This window comes from Clostridioides sp. ES-S-0190-01 (assembly GCF_020658275.1).
In the GTDB taxonomy this organism is placed as follows: Bacteria; Bacillota; Clostridia; order Peptostreptococcales; family Peptostreptococcaceae; genus Clostridioides.
In genome coordinates, this window is record NZ_JACVWA010000015.1 from 374492 (window position 1) to 390621 (window position 16130).

At 28.6% G+C, this 16130-nt stretch carries 17 protein-coding genes and 1 pseudogene; 5 read left to right on the forward strand and 13 right to left on the reverse strand.

The features are described from left to right. Positions 1 to 39: 39 nt before the first annotated feature. The 3 genes from IC214_RS05140 to IC214_RS05150 form a co-directional block, all read right to left on the reverse strand. Entirely contained in the window at positions 40 to 396 is a 357-nt protein-coding gene (locus tag IC214_RS05140; protein WP_227824389.1) for a DUF4180 domain-containing protein, read from the reverse strand. A gap of 20 nt (positions 397 to 416) precedes the next feature. Beyond that, a complete protein-coding gene (locus IC214_RS05145) occupies positions 417 to 878 on the reverse strand; it encodes a helix-turn-helix domain-containing protein (protein ID WP_227481975.1) in 462 nt (153 codons plus the stop codon). Between the two features lie 321 nt (positions 879 to 1199). After that, on the reverse strand, positions 1200 to 2399 hold the full coding sequence (locus IC214_RS05150) for a S41 family peptidase (protein ID WP_227866335.1): 1200 nt from the start codon (positions 2397 to 2399) through the stop codon (positions 1200 to 1202). Between the two features lie 605 nt (positions 2400 to 3004). Here IC214_RS05150 and IC214_RS05155 point away from each other — a divergent pair. From IC214_RS05155 to IC214_RS05165, 3 genes are all read left to right on the forward strand, one after another. Beyond that, positions 3005 to 3778 (forward strand): sulfite exporter TauE/SafE family protein, encoded by a 774-nt coding sequence (locus IC214_RS05155; protein ID WP_227824391.1) that lies wholly within the window; start codon positions 3005 to 3007, stop codon positions 3776 to 3778. Positions 3779 to 3792: 14 nt separating this feature from the next. Further along, complete coding sequence (locus IC214_RS05160; RefSeq protein WP_227433877.1) at positions 3793 to 4053, forward strand: DUF1254 domain-containing protein; 261 nt, start codon at positions 3793 to 3795, stop codon at positions 4051 to 4053. An 86-nt stretch (positions 4054 to 4139) separates the two neighbouring features. After that, positions 4140 to 5870, forward strand: coding sequence for an alkyl sulfatase dimerization domain-containing protein (locus IC214_RS05165; RefSeq protein ID WP_227433876.1), 1731 nt, complete (start codon positions 4140 to 4142; stop codon positions 5868 to 5870). A 183-nt stretch (positions 5871 to 6053) separates the two neighbouring features. Here IC214_RS05165 and IC214_RS05170 read toward each other — a convergent pair whose 3' ends face one another. The 4 genes from IC214_RS05170 to IC214_RS05185 form a co-directional block, all read right to left on the reverse strand. After that, positions 6054 to 6389: a hypothetical protein gene (locus IC214_RS05170; protein WP_227433875.1), complete on the reverse strand. Its 336-nt coding sequence runs from the start codon at positions 6387 to 6389 to the stop codon at positions 6054 to 6056. Next, on the reverse strand, positions 6373 to 6573 hold the full coding sequence (locus IC214_RS05175; protein ID WP_227433874.1) for a hypothetical protein: 201 nt from the start codon (positions 6571 to 6573) through the stop codon (positions 6373 to 6375). The genes IC214_RS05170 and IC214_RS05175 overlap by 17 nt, the downstream gene beginning before the upstream one ends. A gap of 8 nt (positions 6574 to 6581) precedes the next feature. Then, entirely contained in the window at positions 6582 to 7244 is a 663-nt protein-coding gene (locus IC214_RS05180) for an ABC transporter ATP-binding protein (protein ID WP_227433873.1), read from the reverse strand. Positions 7245 to 7676: 432 nt separating this feature from the next. Next, a complete protein-coding gene (locus IC214_RS05185) occupies positions 7677 to 8198 on the reverse strand; it encodes a CD3072 family TudS-related putative desulfidase (protein WP_227824393.1) in 522 nt (173 codons plus the stop codon). Positions 8199 to 8363: 165 nt separating this feature from the next. Between IC214_RS05185 and IC214_RS21070 the strand changes: the two are divergent. Next, positions 8364 to 8929 (forward strand): annotated as a pseudogene (locus tag IC214_RS21070) (CD3073 family putative ECF transporter S component). A 204-nt stretch (positions 8930 to 9133) separates the two neighbouring features. On the opposite strand, the gene gatY reads toward IC214_RS21070, so the two are convergent. From gatY to IC214_RS05225, 6 genes are all read right to left on the reverse strand, one after another. After that, positions 9134 to 10003, reverse strand: a complete 870-nt coding sequence (gatY, locus tag IC214_RS05200) for a tagatose-bisphosphate aldolase subunit GatY (protein ID WP_227866337.1) — start codon at positions 10001 to 10003, stop codon at positions 9134 to 9136. A gap of 19 nt (positions 10004 to 10022) precedes the next feature. Then, the gene (locus IC214_RS05205; protein ID WP_227866338.1) at positions 10023 to 10589 is read right to left on the reverse strand and encodes a fructose PTS transporter subunit IIA; all 567 of its coding nucleotides are present in this window, start codon (positions 10587 to 10589) and stop codon (positions 10023 to 10025) included. Between the two features lie 14 nt (positions 10590 to 10603). Beyond that, positions 10604 to 12004 carry a fructose-specific PTS transporter subunit EIIC gene (locus IC214_RS05210; RefSeq protein ID WP_227866339.1) on the reverse strand — a complete coding sequence of 467 codons (1401 nt, stop codon included), beginning with the start codon at positions 12002 to 12004 and terminating at the stop codon, positions 10604 to 10606. A 2-nt stretch (positions 12005 to 12006) separates the two neighbouring features. Beyond that, entirely contained in the window at positions 12007 to 12927 is a 921-nt protein-coding gene (locus tag IC214_RS05215) for a 1-phosphofructokinase (protein ID WP_227481960.1), read from the reverse strand. 102 nt (positions 12928 to 13029) lie between these two features. Beyond that, complete coding sequence (locus IC214_RS05220; RefSeq protein ID WP_227433867.1) at positions 13030 to 13782, reverse strand: MurR/RpiR family transcriptional regulator; 753 nt, start codon at positions 13780 to 13782, stop codon at positions 13030 to 13032. A 337-nt stretch (positions 13783 to 14119) separates the two neighbouring features. Beyond that, entirely contained in the window at positions 14120 to 15268 is a 1149-nt protein-coding gene (locus IC214_RS05225) for a glycerate kinase (protein WP_227866340.1), read from the reverse strand. Positions 15269 to 15447: 179 nt separating this feature from the next. On the opposite strand from IC214_RS05225, the gene IC214_RS05230 reads away from it, so the two are divergent. After that, entirely contained in the window at positions 15448 to 16083 is a 636-nt protein-coding gene (locus IC214_RS05230; RefSeq protein WP_227862911.1) for a class I SAM-dependent methyltransferase, read from the forward strand. The last annotated feature ends 47 nt before the right edge of the window (positions 16084 to 16130 follow it).

Below are 16130 nucleotides of genomic sequence, written 5' to 3' on the forward strand. Positions count from 1 at the left end.
TAAATGCCTTACTTATATTATTTATTTTATTAATCTCCGTCATTTTAGATTTAAAATATAATTTTTAGCATCCTCAAAATTATCAAATAGTCTAAAATTATTTGATTTATTTAACTCTAACATTAGTTCTGAAAATCTTTTATTTATCCTATTTTTATCATCAACAATTGCAGCAACTTGTATCCTATAATTTATAAATTTTTGTATTGTAATACCTGCCAAACCTGTCTTTAAATTAAAAAAATCATCTGTAAGTGAATTCTTACTCAACATCAAATAATCTGTACCATGTTCCATACACAGTGATATAATATCCATGATTTCTTCTTCATTACTAAATTTGCTATCTACAAAAATATATTTTTTATCCTTTTGTTCTCTTATATCGTAATTCATTTTAATTCCTCATTTCTACTTTAAATATTTTCTATTAATAAAGATATAGAGCTTAACATTTCCTCAATAAACTTTATATCTCCCCATAACATAACCCTAAGCCTATTTTCATTTTCAGCATACTTCAAATTAATGGTAGAACCACTTGATATTGAAGTTGGATTATTTGTAAGTGCCAAAAGCAAATTTGATAAACGTGAATATTCATTATTAGATATATTATTTATCTCAACTACTGTAGATACATTAACTTTTGGGATGCTCGCTAAGTTTTCAGATGCATTTAACCTAAATTCTATACCCTTATCTTCATTTTCACTCTTTACATCCATAAAACTATTTAAATCCTCTTGTGATACTCTCCACTGCTTACCGACTTTATTAGCTTTTAATTTCCCATCTTTTATAAACTTTCTTATTGTTTTATGATGCATTTCTAAAATATTCGCAACTTGGTCTATTGTATAAAACTTTTCCTCCATAACTACACTTACCTTTCATTTGATAATAATAATATATTAGTTTAAGAATATAAAAAAGTCAAATTTATTTTGTATTTTATTGCTATTTATTATATTTTATTGCTTTTTAATGCTCTATTGAAATTATTATAATCTTTGTATAGAGGTTCCAATCAAATTTTAAAAGGACAAATAAATCTTATAAAAAACTTCAAAACTTACATAAAAAAGTAACTCAAAATCATTTAAAATCATTTTGAGTTACTTTTTTACAATTTTTCTATAATTTTTAATGCTAAAGATAAATCTCTAAAATAATATCCAGCAACATTTAATTGTTATTTAATAATTGATATTTTCAAGCTTTAATACCCTTTTTATACTGTTATCATCTTTAAAATTTGTTGTTCTTTTACAGTCTTTTACTTTAAACTCAGGAATAGTTTTAAATTCTTCATCGCATATTCCGTCTTTGTTTAAATACATACAACTTGACATTCTAACTATTAAACCACTATTTTTTAACTCAAACAACACAGGGTCTATTCCTCCACCATCACCTCCAGTAGTTTCTCCTACTAAAGTTGCAAACTTAGTCTCTTTACAAAACATAGAAAACGACTCTGATGATGAATATACTTTTTCATCTACAAGTAAGTATATATTACCTTTAAATTCCAAATCATTATTAGTATTTATGGTATAAGAAGTTTTTTCAAAATCACTAAAATTTTTTAAAGTTTCCTTTGGTGCATTTTTCTTTACACCTACTGGTAGGTTTTCTATAGGCTCTAACTTTATATTTCTTGCATTGGTGTATTTTTTAACTATTTTATTATTATTTCTATAGAGTCTATAACCCTCTATTTTTATATTATTTTTTATAAGTTTAGATACAATTCCTTTCCAATACCTATCACTTCCGCCTGAATTTCCTCTTATATCAATAATTAGAGTTTGATATTTTTCTAAAGTATTAACATAATCTCCTATCATTTTTAAATCCTTATCCATTGACCCATTTTGTGGTGACATTGATGGTAAATACATGTATCCAACCTTACCTTTAATTATATCTTCTAAAATCAGTTCTTTTTTTACAAAAATATCATTTGGTATTTTTATTTTAGTATTTATAGAATTATATCTATCTACAACTTTTTTGTCATTAAGAAAGTCACACCAATTATTATTAGAGTATGATTTTTTAAAAAGTTCATATCTGTTTTTATTATCTATTAACTCAGTATGTTTATTGTTTAATTCTGATAATATAGAGGATACTTCTTCTATAAACTCTTCATCACTTTCAGTATTTTTAATTCTTTTTATATATTTGTCCTTATTTTCTAACCAGTCAATATGATTAAGTCTCTTATTTACATCCAAGTAAGGATACCCTGTTTTTATAACATTATATACATATTTAAAGTCATCTATCTTTTCTTCCTCAGATAGTTGCTTCTTTTGGGAATAAGTATAATTACTTAGTAAAATTATAGATATACAAATAATTCCTAAAAACAATATTTTCTTTTTCATACAATTTTCATCAACTCTCCAAGTTTATATTTTAATAGCCTATATTATTATAACTATTCTACACTAATACTTATATCTTATTATAATTTATATTTACACAAATATACTTAAAATTCGTCTTCTTATGATTCTATAAAAAGCCTCTAAATATATAAATATACTTGAATATGGCTACTCTAAAGTAAAATTACTATTTAAATAATTTTCTTTTATATCTAAGTGCATATATTATTTTACAAAACTATCATAAATATTATAATTAATTTTTAACTGCAACCATACATACTGTAATCTTATTTGATATAGAATTTTCTATATTTTCTTTTAACAAGTCAATTATTTTTTATACAACCATTACTATTTTTAAGTTTAATTTATTACTAATGATAATATTAAGTTTTTATATCCTATTTTTTATATAATCCTTTTTTATTTTCTACTATTAATATTACATAGTTTTATATTTCATTATAGATAATAGTATTTGTAAAAATATATGAATTATTTCAAATTTAACCCTTATTAAAAATAAATTATTTTACTGTTTTAGGGCATACTTACTATTAATAAAATTAGCATAAAACTTTAGGATAGGAGAAACACATATGATATTTTTCATCGTAGGATTTATTGCATCTATTGTAGGAGCAATTTCTGGACTTGGTGGAGGAGTTATTATAAAACCAGTGTTAGATGCAGTAACTACACTAGATGCTTCAGTTATAAGTTTTTTATCAACTTGTGCCGTATTTACTATGTCTTGTTCAGCTGTTATTAAACATATTAGATATAAAACTAAATTTGAAAAACCAACAACTATATTGCTTGGAAGTGGAGCAATTTTAGGAGGTTTAATTGGTACTGAAATATTTGAATTTATAGTTGAATTTATTAACAAAGATAAACTTGTAAAAATAATTCAGAATGGACTTCTTTTTACTTTATTAATATCTATATTAATATACATAAATCTACCTAATAAAAAACAATTCCATATAAAGAATCGTATATTTATAATTTTACTTGGATATACTTTAGGAATGATTTCATCTTTTTTAGGAATAGGTGGTGGTCCTATAAACATAACAGCCCTGACGTTGTTTTTCTCGATGGATTTAAAGAACGCATCTGTTAACTCAATAATACTGATACTATTCTCTCAAGCTTCAAAAATAATAACTCTATTAATTTCAAACTCTATTCCTTTAGGTCTTGATATATCAATGTTATTATGCATAATACTTGCTGCAGTTTTAGGTGGGTTGTTAGGTACTGCTATTAATAAAAAAATAAGTAAGGCAAAATTAATCATTGCTTATAATGCTGTTATGTTGTTTGTAATAATAACATGTTCATGGAACATAGTAAGGTTATTTTAAAGGAGGAATTCTCAATGAATAAGAATGATTTACTTAAAATAGTTAAAAATACTTATATATATGGATATCCAATAGTAGGTATGTATGAATTGCTATATACACAGATTATGAATCCCCAAACTAAATTAACAAATTTTAATGAATTTGCTCATACTGCCACTGTAGCATCACCACAAACATCGTTTATACCAGCACCAAACAATGATACTACATACTCAACAGCTTGGCTTGACTTACGTAAAGAACCTGTAATAATAGAAGTACCTAACACTTGATAGATGCTATTTGTGGTAAATGGTTACCTCCTGTTGTTACTAGAGTAAACTAATAAAATTTTTAATATTTAAAAGGAGTTATGTCTATGAGTAATTTCGCTTATACTGAAAAATCGAAGTTTGTTAATCCTAGATTGACAGAACATTCTAAAACAATGGAACAAAAAATTTATAAAACAGGTGAAAATGTATATAGTGCTGTTGGATTTGGATTATCTTATCCAGTTATGATTGAAGGAACTGATGGCATTATAATCATAGACCCAGCTGAAACTATAGAAATGATGGAAGAAATAATGAAGGGCTTTCGTAAAATCACTGATAAACCAGTCAAAGCAGTCATAGTTTCTCATAATCATGGTGACCATTGGGGCGGTATGAGTGTCTGTGTAAGTCAAGAACAAAGCCAAAATAAAGAAGTTTTAGTTATTGTCGATGAAACATTTATAAAACATTTCTCTCAAGCTAGTGGGGAACTACTAGATATTAGAATGGGAAGAGCTGTTTGGATGTATGGTTCTATACTTCCCAAAGGAGAACATGGCTATGTTAACTTAGGTTGTGGACCTGTTTTATCTAAAGGTTCTAATAAATTTATTACACCAAACACATTTGTATCTGTTGAAAATGGATTGAAAATTACTATATCAGGTGTTGATTTAGAGTTATTCCACTGTGAGGCTGAAACTGAAGATGCTGTATGTGTATTTTTACCTAAAGAAAAGATAATGTTTGTTGGAGATGCTGTTCAAGGCGAAATATTTCCTAACATATATACTGTTAGAGGTACTGTTCGCGATGCTAAGAAATGGTATGCAGGAATTGATAAAATTCGTAATTATCAACCACATTATTTAGTTGGAACTCATATGAGACCACTACATGGTAAAGATGAATGTACTTCTCTTCTAACAGACTATAGAGATGCTATACAGTATACTCATGACCAAACAGTTAGACTTATAAATATGGGATATACTCCTGATTATGCAATAAATGAATTAGGACAACTTCCCCCGCATCTATTTCAAAGAGAACGTTTAGGTGAATTTTATGGAACTTTTAAACAAGGCATTAAAGGTGTTTATGACCAATATATAGGCTGGTTTAATGGTGAAGCAAGTAAATTAAATCCTATTTATCCTAAAGATGCAGCTAAAAAATATATAAAAATTATGGGTGGTCGTGAAGTAATATTAACTGAAGCTAAAAAGGCTATCGATGACAAAGATTATGAATGGGCTGCAGAAATATTAAACTATCCTATCCGTATAAATAATAACGATATGGAAGCTAGAAGCCTTAAGGCATCTGCTGTTCGTATGCTTGGATATCAAACAGAGAATGCCACTTGGCGTAATTGGTATCTAACTAGTGCAATGGCATTAGATGGAACTTTTGAACAGATAGTAAAACAAGGTGGAGCCAATGCAGGATTCCCTCCTTTTTCAAATTCATTTATAGGTCTAACATCCAAAGCTATGTTTGAATCTTTCAAAGTTAAGCTAAATGGTCCTAAAAGTTCTGCTGTTCATATGACACTACTAGCATGTGTAACTGATACTAATGAAGTGTTTAATTTAGAGTTACGTAGAGGAATTATTGAAATACATGGTCAAGATAGTGATATAGAAGCTGATGTTTCAATTGATGCTTCCAAAGAAATATGGGCAAAGCTAATAACAAAAGAAGTTAATATTATTGAAGCTATTGAAAATGGTCTAGCAAAATGTAATGAACCACAAAAAGCCCAAGATTATTTGGACTTATTTGATGAATTTACTCCATTTGTAGATATGCCATTCTGGTTACAATAATTTTAAAGTGCCTATTTTGGATTTATTATTCAAATATAGGCACTTTGTTGTAATTTAAATTAATTTTTTAGTATCTTTGGCCTCTTACTTTGCATCTTTAGTCTTCCACTTTAAAATAAAAGCTAGAGAATACTCCCTAGTTTTTATTTAATCAGTTAAGATTCATAACTATACAACTACTTGTTAAAATTTACTTAAATTTCCTTTACATTCTATTAATACCTTGTTTAATATATCGTTATCTTCAACTTCTAAAACCTCAATAAAACTTGGCATTATCTTTTTTCCATTTTCAATATGGATATTCTGTTCTATTGCATCTTTATTTTTCTTCCAATATTTTGATTTTTTATTTATATTCTCGATACTATTCATCGTGATAAAGTATTTATTTCTATGAGCATTTACTTTTTTAACACCATTTATATTTTCTATCTCTTTTAAAGTTTTTTTATCATAACTTACTGTATTTTGTAATATAGTGGTTTTAATACTGATATTATTATGGTGATGGTTCAAAGTATATAACATCCTTTGTACCTAACTCTTTTTTAGATTGATTTATCATTAAATTTCTAACATCTTCACTTATTATATTCATTACTAAAAATAATGCAGTTGAAATTACAATACTTATAACTATTAATAATGTATTTTTCTTATCTCCTATCATATATTTTCTTGCTAGTTTTTTTAGGTCCATAGCTACATCTACTCTCTTATAACTCCATCTTCTATTTTTATCACTTTGTTTGCATACTTAGCAATATTCATGTTGTGAGTTATCATTATTATTGTCTGATTGTATTTTTTCTGAGATTTTTTTAGCAAATTTAAAACCTCAGATTCACTTTTAGTGTCTAGATTACCAGTAGGTTCATCTGCTAATATTATTGATGGTTTGTTTATAAGTGCTCTTGCTATTGCTACTCTTTGTTGCTGTCCACCAGATAGTTGATGTGGTAGATGTTCTTTTCTATCATTTATACTTAGTAATAGCATTAATTCATCAACATAATTATCATTTTTATTATTGATATTTATTGTTGGTAATTTTATGTTTTCCTCAACTGTTAAAGCAGGAATTAGATTGTATGATTGAAATATTAAACCTATTTTTTCTCTCCGTAAAATAGATTGTTGTTTTTCATTAAGAGATGAGATATTTATATCTTCTATAATTACATGTCCACTTGTTGAAGTTTCAAGACCAGCCATTATATGTAATAATGTACTCTTTCCACTTCCACTCTTGCCTATTATTGCAACAAATTCACCTTTGTTTATTTTTATATTTATATTATTTAATGCCTTAACTTCTGTTTCATCTTTTCCATATATTTTAGTTAGGTTTTTTATTTGTAAAATACCCATTTTACCCTCCTTAGAATATAACTGTTTTATTTTTTATAGTTTTAATCATATACATGTACATTCCATATGACTTTAAGATAATTATATAAATCAACATTTATATAATTACTCCAACAAATATACTATTTTTTTAATTGAGTTATCTTAAATACAAAATAGCATTAAGGCATTCTACGTTCAATATTTATAGCACAAGTGGGTATTTGGGAGACACAACTGGGGTTAAACTTATGTATTTTTCAATTTTTAGGTTACTATATAAATTCATAAAAAGGGTGATTATTCTCCTTCTTCAGAATAATCACCCTTTTATATAAAAGCTTCTATTACAAATATTTATATGAAGTTTTTGAATCTGAATTTATATTATTATAGCTATCTAATATTCTTTTAGATAAGATAGTAAGCTTTTATAATATATCCTTAATATATTTACTTATCTTCTCTAAGTTCGTCAAATCCAACTATAGGTATTTCTAAATTATATTCATTAAGTAATTTTTCTAACTCATCTATAAAAATACCTTTCTCTTCTACCATTTGGATATCATTTATTTTATTCATCAAATCCTTGCAACCACTTAATTCACCAAACCAATTTTTAGAACTACAGGTCTTGTTATATCCACAACTTGGGCTACCATCTACGGCAATGATACTTTTTATATTATAATTATTTTTTAAATATTCATCAAACTGTCTTATATAAGGTATTAGCATTTGTCTACATTGTTCTCTAAAAAACAAATTGTCAAACTGTTCTTTTACATGTCCCCACCCATTTATTCCATACAAAATCATCTCTGGACATGGTAATTGAATTATTCCATATCCATTATTTATTAAATCTATTGTTATACTTTGTGCACCTTTAAACTCTGATAGACCCTCTACTTTAGAGTTACAATTTAATATACAATGGCAAACTACTACAATCTCTCTGTTTCTTTTCATAATATTCTCCTTAAGTATTCTCACTTTTAATAATACTACATATTTTGATAATTATATTATTCATTTGCTCTATATTTATAGTATTCTATATAGAAATATACAATTAGTAATCTTTTATAATCTATACTATGATAAATATATACACTTTTTTAGGAGGTATTATAATTGAATACTAAGAAAATAACATTTTCTTCAATGTGTATAGTTATTAACATTGTTTTAGGTATAGCTATATCTATGATAAATATACCATTATTATTTTTAGATACGGTTGGTACTGTGCTTGGATCTGTAGTATTAGGGCCTTTTTGGGGTGCTCTTATTGGTGGCTGTACAAACTTGGTTTTAGGAGTTATATCAGGCCCTACGAATATACCTTTTGCCCTTGTAAATATTGTTCTTGGTCTTATCGTTGGTTATATTTCTAAGAAAAAAGTTTTGGTTATAAGGAGGCTATTATTACAGGACTAATTCTATCTGTTGTTTGTCCTTTAATTGGTACTCCTATTTCAGTTTTATTGTTTGGTGGTTTAAGTGGAAGTGGTGCTGATTTATTAGTCGGTTTTTTAGTTCAGTCTGGTCAGAAGATATTTACTGCTGCATTCTTTCCAAGAATACTTAGCAATATAGTAGACAAGCCTTTATCTTGCATTATGGTGGTATATTTTATATGTAAAATGCCTAAAGGTTTTATAAGCCAATATAGTAGAAATACATCTAGCTTGTCTTAATAAGTAATTTATCACATCTGACTTATTAATCTTTATAATGAAGTCATCTACTCGTTTTGTATAATATTTTTATTAATTTTTAATATTAACAACTTAATTAGGTAGTATTTAGATTGTTTTGACTATCCAGTTTATTAATCAAAAAATAAAATAAGGGTTCTATGATAGAACCCTTACATTAATCCTACTTATTATTTTCTTTTATTAACACTCCACTTCCCCTACTGCTTTTCCTACACATCCACAAACTTCCATCCTACTCTTAACAAATTTTTTAACTGAATCTAGACCTTTTTTACCATATTTCTTAGGGTCAATTACCTCAGGGTCAGAATTAAGCACATCCTTAACCCCATTACTATAAGCAATCCTTAACTCTGTTGCATAATTAACCTTACAAATTCCTCTTTTTATAGATTCTTTAATAATCTCATCTGGTATCCCTGACCCACCATGTAATACTAATGGAACTGATACAACCTCTCTAATTTCAGATAATCTATCCAAATCAAGCTTTGGCTCTCCTTTATATAACCCATGTGCTGTGCCTATTGCTACTGCTAAAGATGATACCCCTGTTCTCTCTACAAATTCTTTTGCTTGTAGTGGGTCTGTATATGCTCCACCATCACCACCATCTAAATCGTCTTCCTTACCTCCAACTTTACCTAATTCAGCTTCAACAGGTATATCTGAAGGTGTACATGCATCTACAACAGCTTTAGATATTGATATATTATCTTCGTAACTTTCATGAGAACCATCAATCATAATAGAAGTATATCCAACTCTAAGTGCCTGCATTGCTAGCCCAAAACTTGAACCATGGTCTAAGTGCATAGCCACAGGAATACTTGCCTTTTCTGATGCAACCTTTACATTTGCTAAATAATAATCCAATCCTGCATACTTTATTGTTGAAGGTGTTGTCTGTAGTATTACAGGTGATTTAAGTTCTTCAGCAGCTTCTATTACTGCCATAACCATCTCCATATTTTCAACATTAAATGCTCCTACTGCATAATGCCCTTCTTGTGCATCTAATAATATTTGTTTAGTTGTCACTAATGCCATAATTCATCCTCCTATATATTTATAATGATTTAATTTCTTCATTATTTAATTTTGATACTATTTCTATGCTTGTCTTGCTATTTATTAACTCATTTAAAAATTCTTCGTCCATTAGTTTTGCAGATAGTTGAGACAATGTCTTTAAATGTAAATTATCACCATTGTCTGTAGCTGCTATCATAAATATAAGATGTACTGGGCTTCCATCCTCTGATTCAAAATCAAATCCTTCTTTTGATACACCAACTGCTACTCGTGGTACTTTTACTGCATCTGTTTTTGCGTGTGGTATCGCTATGCCCATACCAAAACCTGTAGATGATATTTCTTCTCTCTTATGAATTTCTTCTTTAAATTTATTTTTATCTAAAAGAACACCTGATTTATCAAGTATTTCAACCATTTCATCAATTACATCTATTTTATTTTTTCCTTTAATATCTAAAACTACTGTTTCTTCGTTATACAAAGAAACTTTATTAGATACGTTTTCCGATTTTGTAATTTCATTTTTATATTCATTTTTAATTTCATCTGTATTTTCTGTAGTATTATTGTTATTTACTACCTTAGGTGTAACTATCATATAAAGTATCGCTCCTATATTTGTATAAGTATAGATAATGATATCAAAATAGGTGTAACTATCATATAAAGTATCGCTCCTACTAATGAACCTGCAAGTATACATCCTACCCATAAAAGCGGCTTATTTACTAGTCCTAAGACTAAAAATCCTCCATGTGGAGCTGGTACTTCTATTTTCATTATGTAAGTTAAAATCGCTGATATTGATGACCCAATCATAAGTACTGGCAACACTTTCAGTGGATTCTTTGCCGCGAAAGGTATCGCTCCTTCTGTTATATGAGTACTACCTAGTATATAATTAATTAATCCTGCCGCTCTATCTTCTTCTGTAAATCTATTTTTAAATAAAGTAGATGCTATAGCTATTACTAATGGTGGTGTTATACAAGCTGCAGATACACCTGCCATAAATAAGTAGTTTCCTTGACCTAGAAGCATAGTTCCAGTCACATATGCTGCTTTATTTACTGGACCTCCCATATCAAATGCTGACATACATCCTATTACTAATCCTAGGATTATAGGACTTGAGTTCTGTAACCCTGAAAGGAAATTCATCATAGCATTGTTAAGAGCTGAACATGGTCCCCCAAGTAACAACATAGATATACCAACAACACCCACACTGACTATAGGAATTATAAAAATAGATTTAAGTCCTTCTAACTGTCTTGGTAATTTTCTCAATAAGTACACAAATAATTTAACTGCATAACCTGCCAAAAATCCCGATATAATTCCACCTAAGAACCCTGAACCTGTGTCAAACGATATCATTCCTCCAACAAGCCCTGCCAACATACCAGGTCTACCTGATACAGATTGAGCTATAAACGCCGCTAATACAGGAACCATCAAATTCATAGAATATCCACCAACAGATTTTAATGTAGCTGCTATCTGATTATACTGTTCTGAATTTGGGTCAAATGAGTAAATCCCCCACAAAAATGATATAGCAGTTAGCACTCCGCCTGCTACTACTAAAGGTAGCATATGAGATACTCCATTCATTAAGTCTTTATATAGTTTTTGACCAAACGACAAATTCCCTTCTTCTGTAAATTTGCTACTTGATGTATTTCCCTTTCTAACTGCTACTTTACCATCAATACACTTTTGTATAAGCTCACTAGCTTTGTGTATACCTTCTTTTACAGGTACCTCTATTACTGGTTTTCCATTAAATCTATCCATATCAACGTTTTTATCACAAGCAACTATTATTGCATCTGCCATTTCGATATCTTTTGCTGTTAATTTATTCTCTACTCCTATGGCTCCATTTGTTTCAACTTTTATATCACATCCTAATTCTTTAGCTGATTTTTTTAATGCTTCTTCTGCCATAAATGTATGTGCAATTCCAGTTGGACAACCTGTTACCCCAAGGATTATCTTTCTCCCCATTTTTATACCACCTTTCTGACTTTTATATTTTTTATGTACTCTTCTACATTCGCCAAACTACCGATACCATTACTTTCAGCCACACTTGCACCCGTTGCAGCAGACCTTTTCAATGCTTCTTCAATATCTTCTGGATTTTCCAACCATATACTTAAAAAAGCAGCTAATGCAGAATCACCAGCACATGCAGAGCTAACAACTGTAACTGGTTGAGCACTAGCATAATAAATTGCTTCTCCATTGTAAAAATAAGAACCTTTTTCTCCTAAAGTTAGTAATATATTTTGAGCTCCTTTCAAATGTAGTAACTTAAGCACATCCTTAATGTCCTCTTCATCTCTTACAATAATTCCAAATATATCTTTGATTTCTTCATCATTTGGTTTTATCAAGTATGGATTATATTCTAATAACTCCTTTAACTTCGGTGAACTTATATCAAGTATTGTTTTTATATTTTTATTTTTACAAATCTCAAATATATCTTCATAGTAATTATCATCAATACCAGGTGGTAAACTTCCACTTATTGACAAGTAATTTATATCTTCTAATGACTCTATCTTCCCTATCATTTCTAACTTTTGCTTTGCATTTACATATGACCCAGAGTTTACAAATTTAAACTCATCATTTCCATCATTTAAAAATATATTTATACGAGTTGTATCTTCTACCCAGGTAGGTAGTACATCAAACCCTTTCTTTTCACTTTCTTCAACTATATATTTTCCTGAGAATCCTCCAAAAAAACCTAATATCTTGGACTCTACACCATAATGACCTAGTACAAATGTCACATTTAAACCTTTTCCATTAGGAGAATATGTAGCATTTGATGTACGATTTACTAATTTACTTTTTATACCGTTAGTAGATATGTTCATATCTATTGCTGGATTCGTGGTTAATGTATATATCATTGTCTTCCCCCTTGCTTCTGCTGTGTATGTTTTCATTATAATAAAAAAGTCTATGAAAATCTTTTCATAAAAAGAAAATAGATTTTCATAGACTTTTTCAATTTAATTTTCAGAATTATTATATTTGACCATATAATCTATAATTATCCTAGATATAATGTACAATGGTAACCTAGATGACACTTCATACTCAGAGATTGAGATATGATAATGTTTATATCCTACAATATATAAATCAGAATAGTTTATAAGTTTTGCATTTTCACTACAACAACATGTTATAACTTTGGCTCCACTTAAATTGGCATTTTGTGCTGATTCTACAAGTTCTTTAGTGTTTCCATTCAACGAAAATATGATTATAAGTTCATCTTCTTTCATTGATTTAGATTTTATTTTCATTATATTAGGGTCATTTATAAAAAACACATTAAAATCAAGTAATTGTAACTTAAGGCTAAACTCTTTTGCTACATATTCAGTAAGACCTCTTGCTAAGACGTATATCTTACTAGATTCATTTATAGTTTTTATTATATTAATTAGTGTAGTTAAGGATATTTGTTCTATAACTCTCTGCGCTTCTATAAAAGACTTGTTTATTATATCCCCCATATTGTGTATATCATTATTTTCATCTTTTACTGTCAACCTGTATCTAAGTTCATTAAATCCATTTAGGCCACATTTTCTAATTGCTCTTGAAACAGTTGCTGGAGACGAATATGTTTCATGAGCAATCTCTACTATGGACAATTCTGATAATATTGACTCATTTTGATTTATAAATTTAATTATTTCAAGTTCCGTTTTCGTTAGATTTTCAGAATTACTTTTGTTTAGCTCAATTATCATATTTTTTCTCTCCTTGTATATAAGTTTTTTGTCTAAATTTATCAAGTAATATAATAATATATTTCCTCTTAACTACTTATTTTTATACACAATCATGATTTAGTCAATGTCTATAAGTATAAATTTATAATATTATAATTTTGTACTTTAATTTATTCTGTAATTACTATGTTATTTTGCAATAAAAAAGTAATTACTTAATCACTAAGATTGAGTAATTACAAATTTTTTAGCCTGCAAGTAGCTTATTATGAATAGTTAAAATTATTTTCAATATGGATTAATATATCCTCTAAAGGACTTATTTCAATATCAAACGCTAGCTATGTCAGTCTTTTTATTTAGTACTTTTTAATACCTTTATAAGATTAAATATTTGTACTGTTGTGACAGTCATATTATTACTTGCCGTTTCCTTATCCATTGCTTCTTCTATGGTCATAGCCCTATTTACTATAGAAAAATAAGCATCTATCCCTTCTTCATTACACTTAACTGCATCTTCTGTCGTTGCTCCAGCCAAACCTATTACTTTTGCCCCATATTTTTTAGCCATCTTTGCAACTCCTATTGGTGCTTTGCCCATAGCTGTTTGATTATCCAATTTACCTTCTCCAGTTATTACAAAGTCTGCACATTTTAACTCGTTCTCTATTTTAATTTCTTCTAATATTATTTTTACTCCAGATTCTAATTTTGAATTTAAAAACGCTAAAAATGCAAAACCTAATCCACCTGCTGCTCCAGTACCTTCTATATTGGTTATGTCTTTATCTAAATCACTTTTAACTATCTTAGCAAAATTTCTAAGGCCATTATCTAACTCTTCAATTATTTTTGGTGTTGCACCTTTTTGAGGTCCATATATGTACGCTGCTCCATTTTTACCAAACAGTGGATTATTCACATCACAAGCTATTTTAAAGCTACATTTATCTAATTCTTTTAACCTATTATCTATTTTTATATGTCTTATTTCATTTAAAACTTTTCCACCTAACCCTACTAAGTTGTTGTTTTCATCATAAAACTCAAATCCTAAAGCTTGAAGCATACCTACCCCAGCATCATTAGTAGCACTTCCACCTATTCCAACTATAAAGTTTCTATAGCCTTTATTTATTGCTTCTTTTATTATTTCTCCAACACCGTAAGTTGTGGTGCTTAAAGGATTTCTAAGTTCAGTTGGAACTAACGTTAATCCTGATGCTTGAGCCATTTCTATTATTGCTGTATTTGTACTTTTTAATAATCCATATGTCGCATTTACTTTCGTAATTATTGGTCCAGTGACTTCTATAGTTTCTTTTTCACCATTCATACCTTGTACTAAAGCGTCTACTGTTCCTTCCCCACCATCTGCAAGTGGCAATATCTTTACTTTTGCATCTTTTTCAACTTTTAATATCCCCTTTTTTATTGCATTTGCTGCCTCAATTGAAGATAAACTGCCTTTCAAAGAATCTATAGAAATTAATATTTTCATATTTATCTACTCCTTATTTTAAAAATAAAAATTTATAAGTTTTAATTTACATTCTATTTTATACTCTACTCCTTTCTTTGTACATACAGTTTCTTGTTTACATCCAGCTCTTACTAGAAATATGCTATACTTTATCATAATTAGCAAGTTGTCAAATCGTAATTTAGGAGGATAAAACTATGGAATCTAAATATACAGAAATAAACTCAAAGACCTTTGATAAATGGAATAAAGAAGGCTGGGAATGGGGACAACCTATCAGTCATGAAGTTTTTGAACGAGCCAAAGCTGGAGATTGGTCCGTTGTACTGACACCCACTAAACCCGTTCCGAAAAATTGGTTCTGTGATATGAAAAATACAAAAATACTAGGATTAGCGTCTGGAGGCGGACAACAAATGCCAATTTTCACTGCATTGGGAGCTCAATGTACAGTTTTAGATTATTCAACTTCACAATTATTAAGTGAAAAAAAGGTTGCAGAAAGGGAAAAGTATTCTATTGAACTTGTACAAGCTGACATGGCAAAGCCACTACCTTTTAAAGATGAAAGTTTTGACTTAATATTTCATCCAGTTTCTAATTGTTATGTAGAAGATGTATTACCAATTTGGAAAGAGTGTTATCGTATACTAAAAAAGGTGGTATACTTTTATCTGGACTTGATAATGGCATCAATTTTGTATTTAATGAAGAAGGAACAGAATTCCAATATAGGCTTCCATTTAATCCTTAAAAAAATAAAAATATATATGATGAATCAATCCAAAATGATTGGAGAATTCAATTTTCTCATACAATTGAAGAACAAATAGGTGGACAACTACAAGCAGGATTTATTTTAACAGATATTTATCAAGAT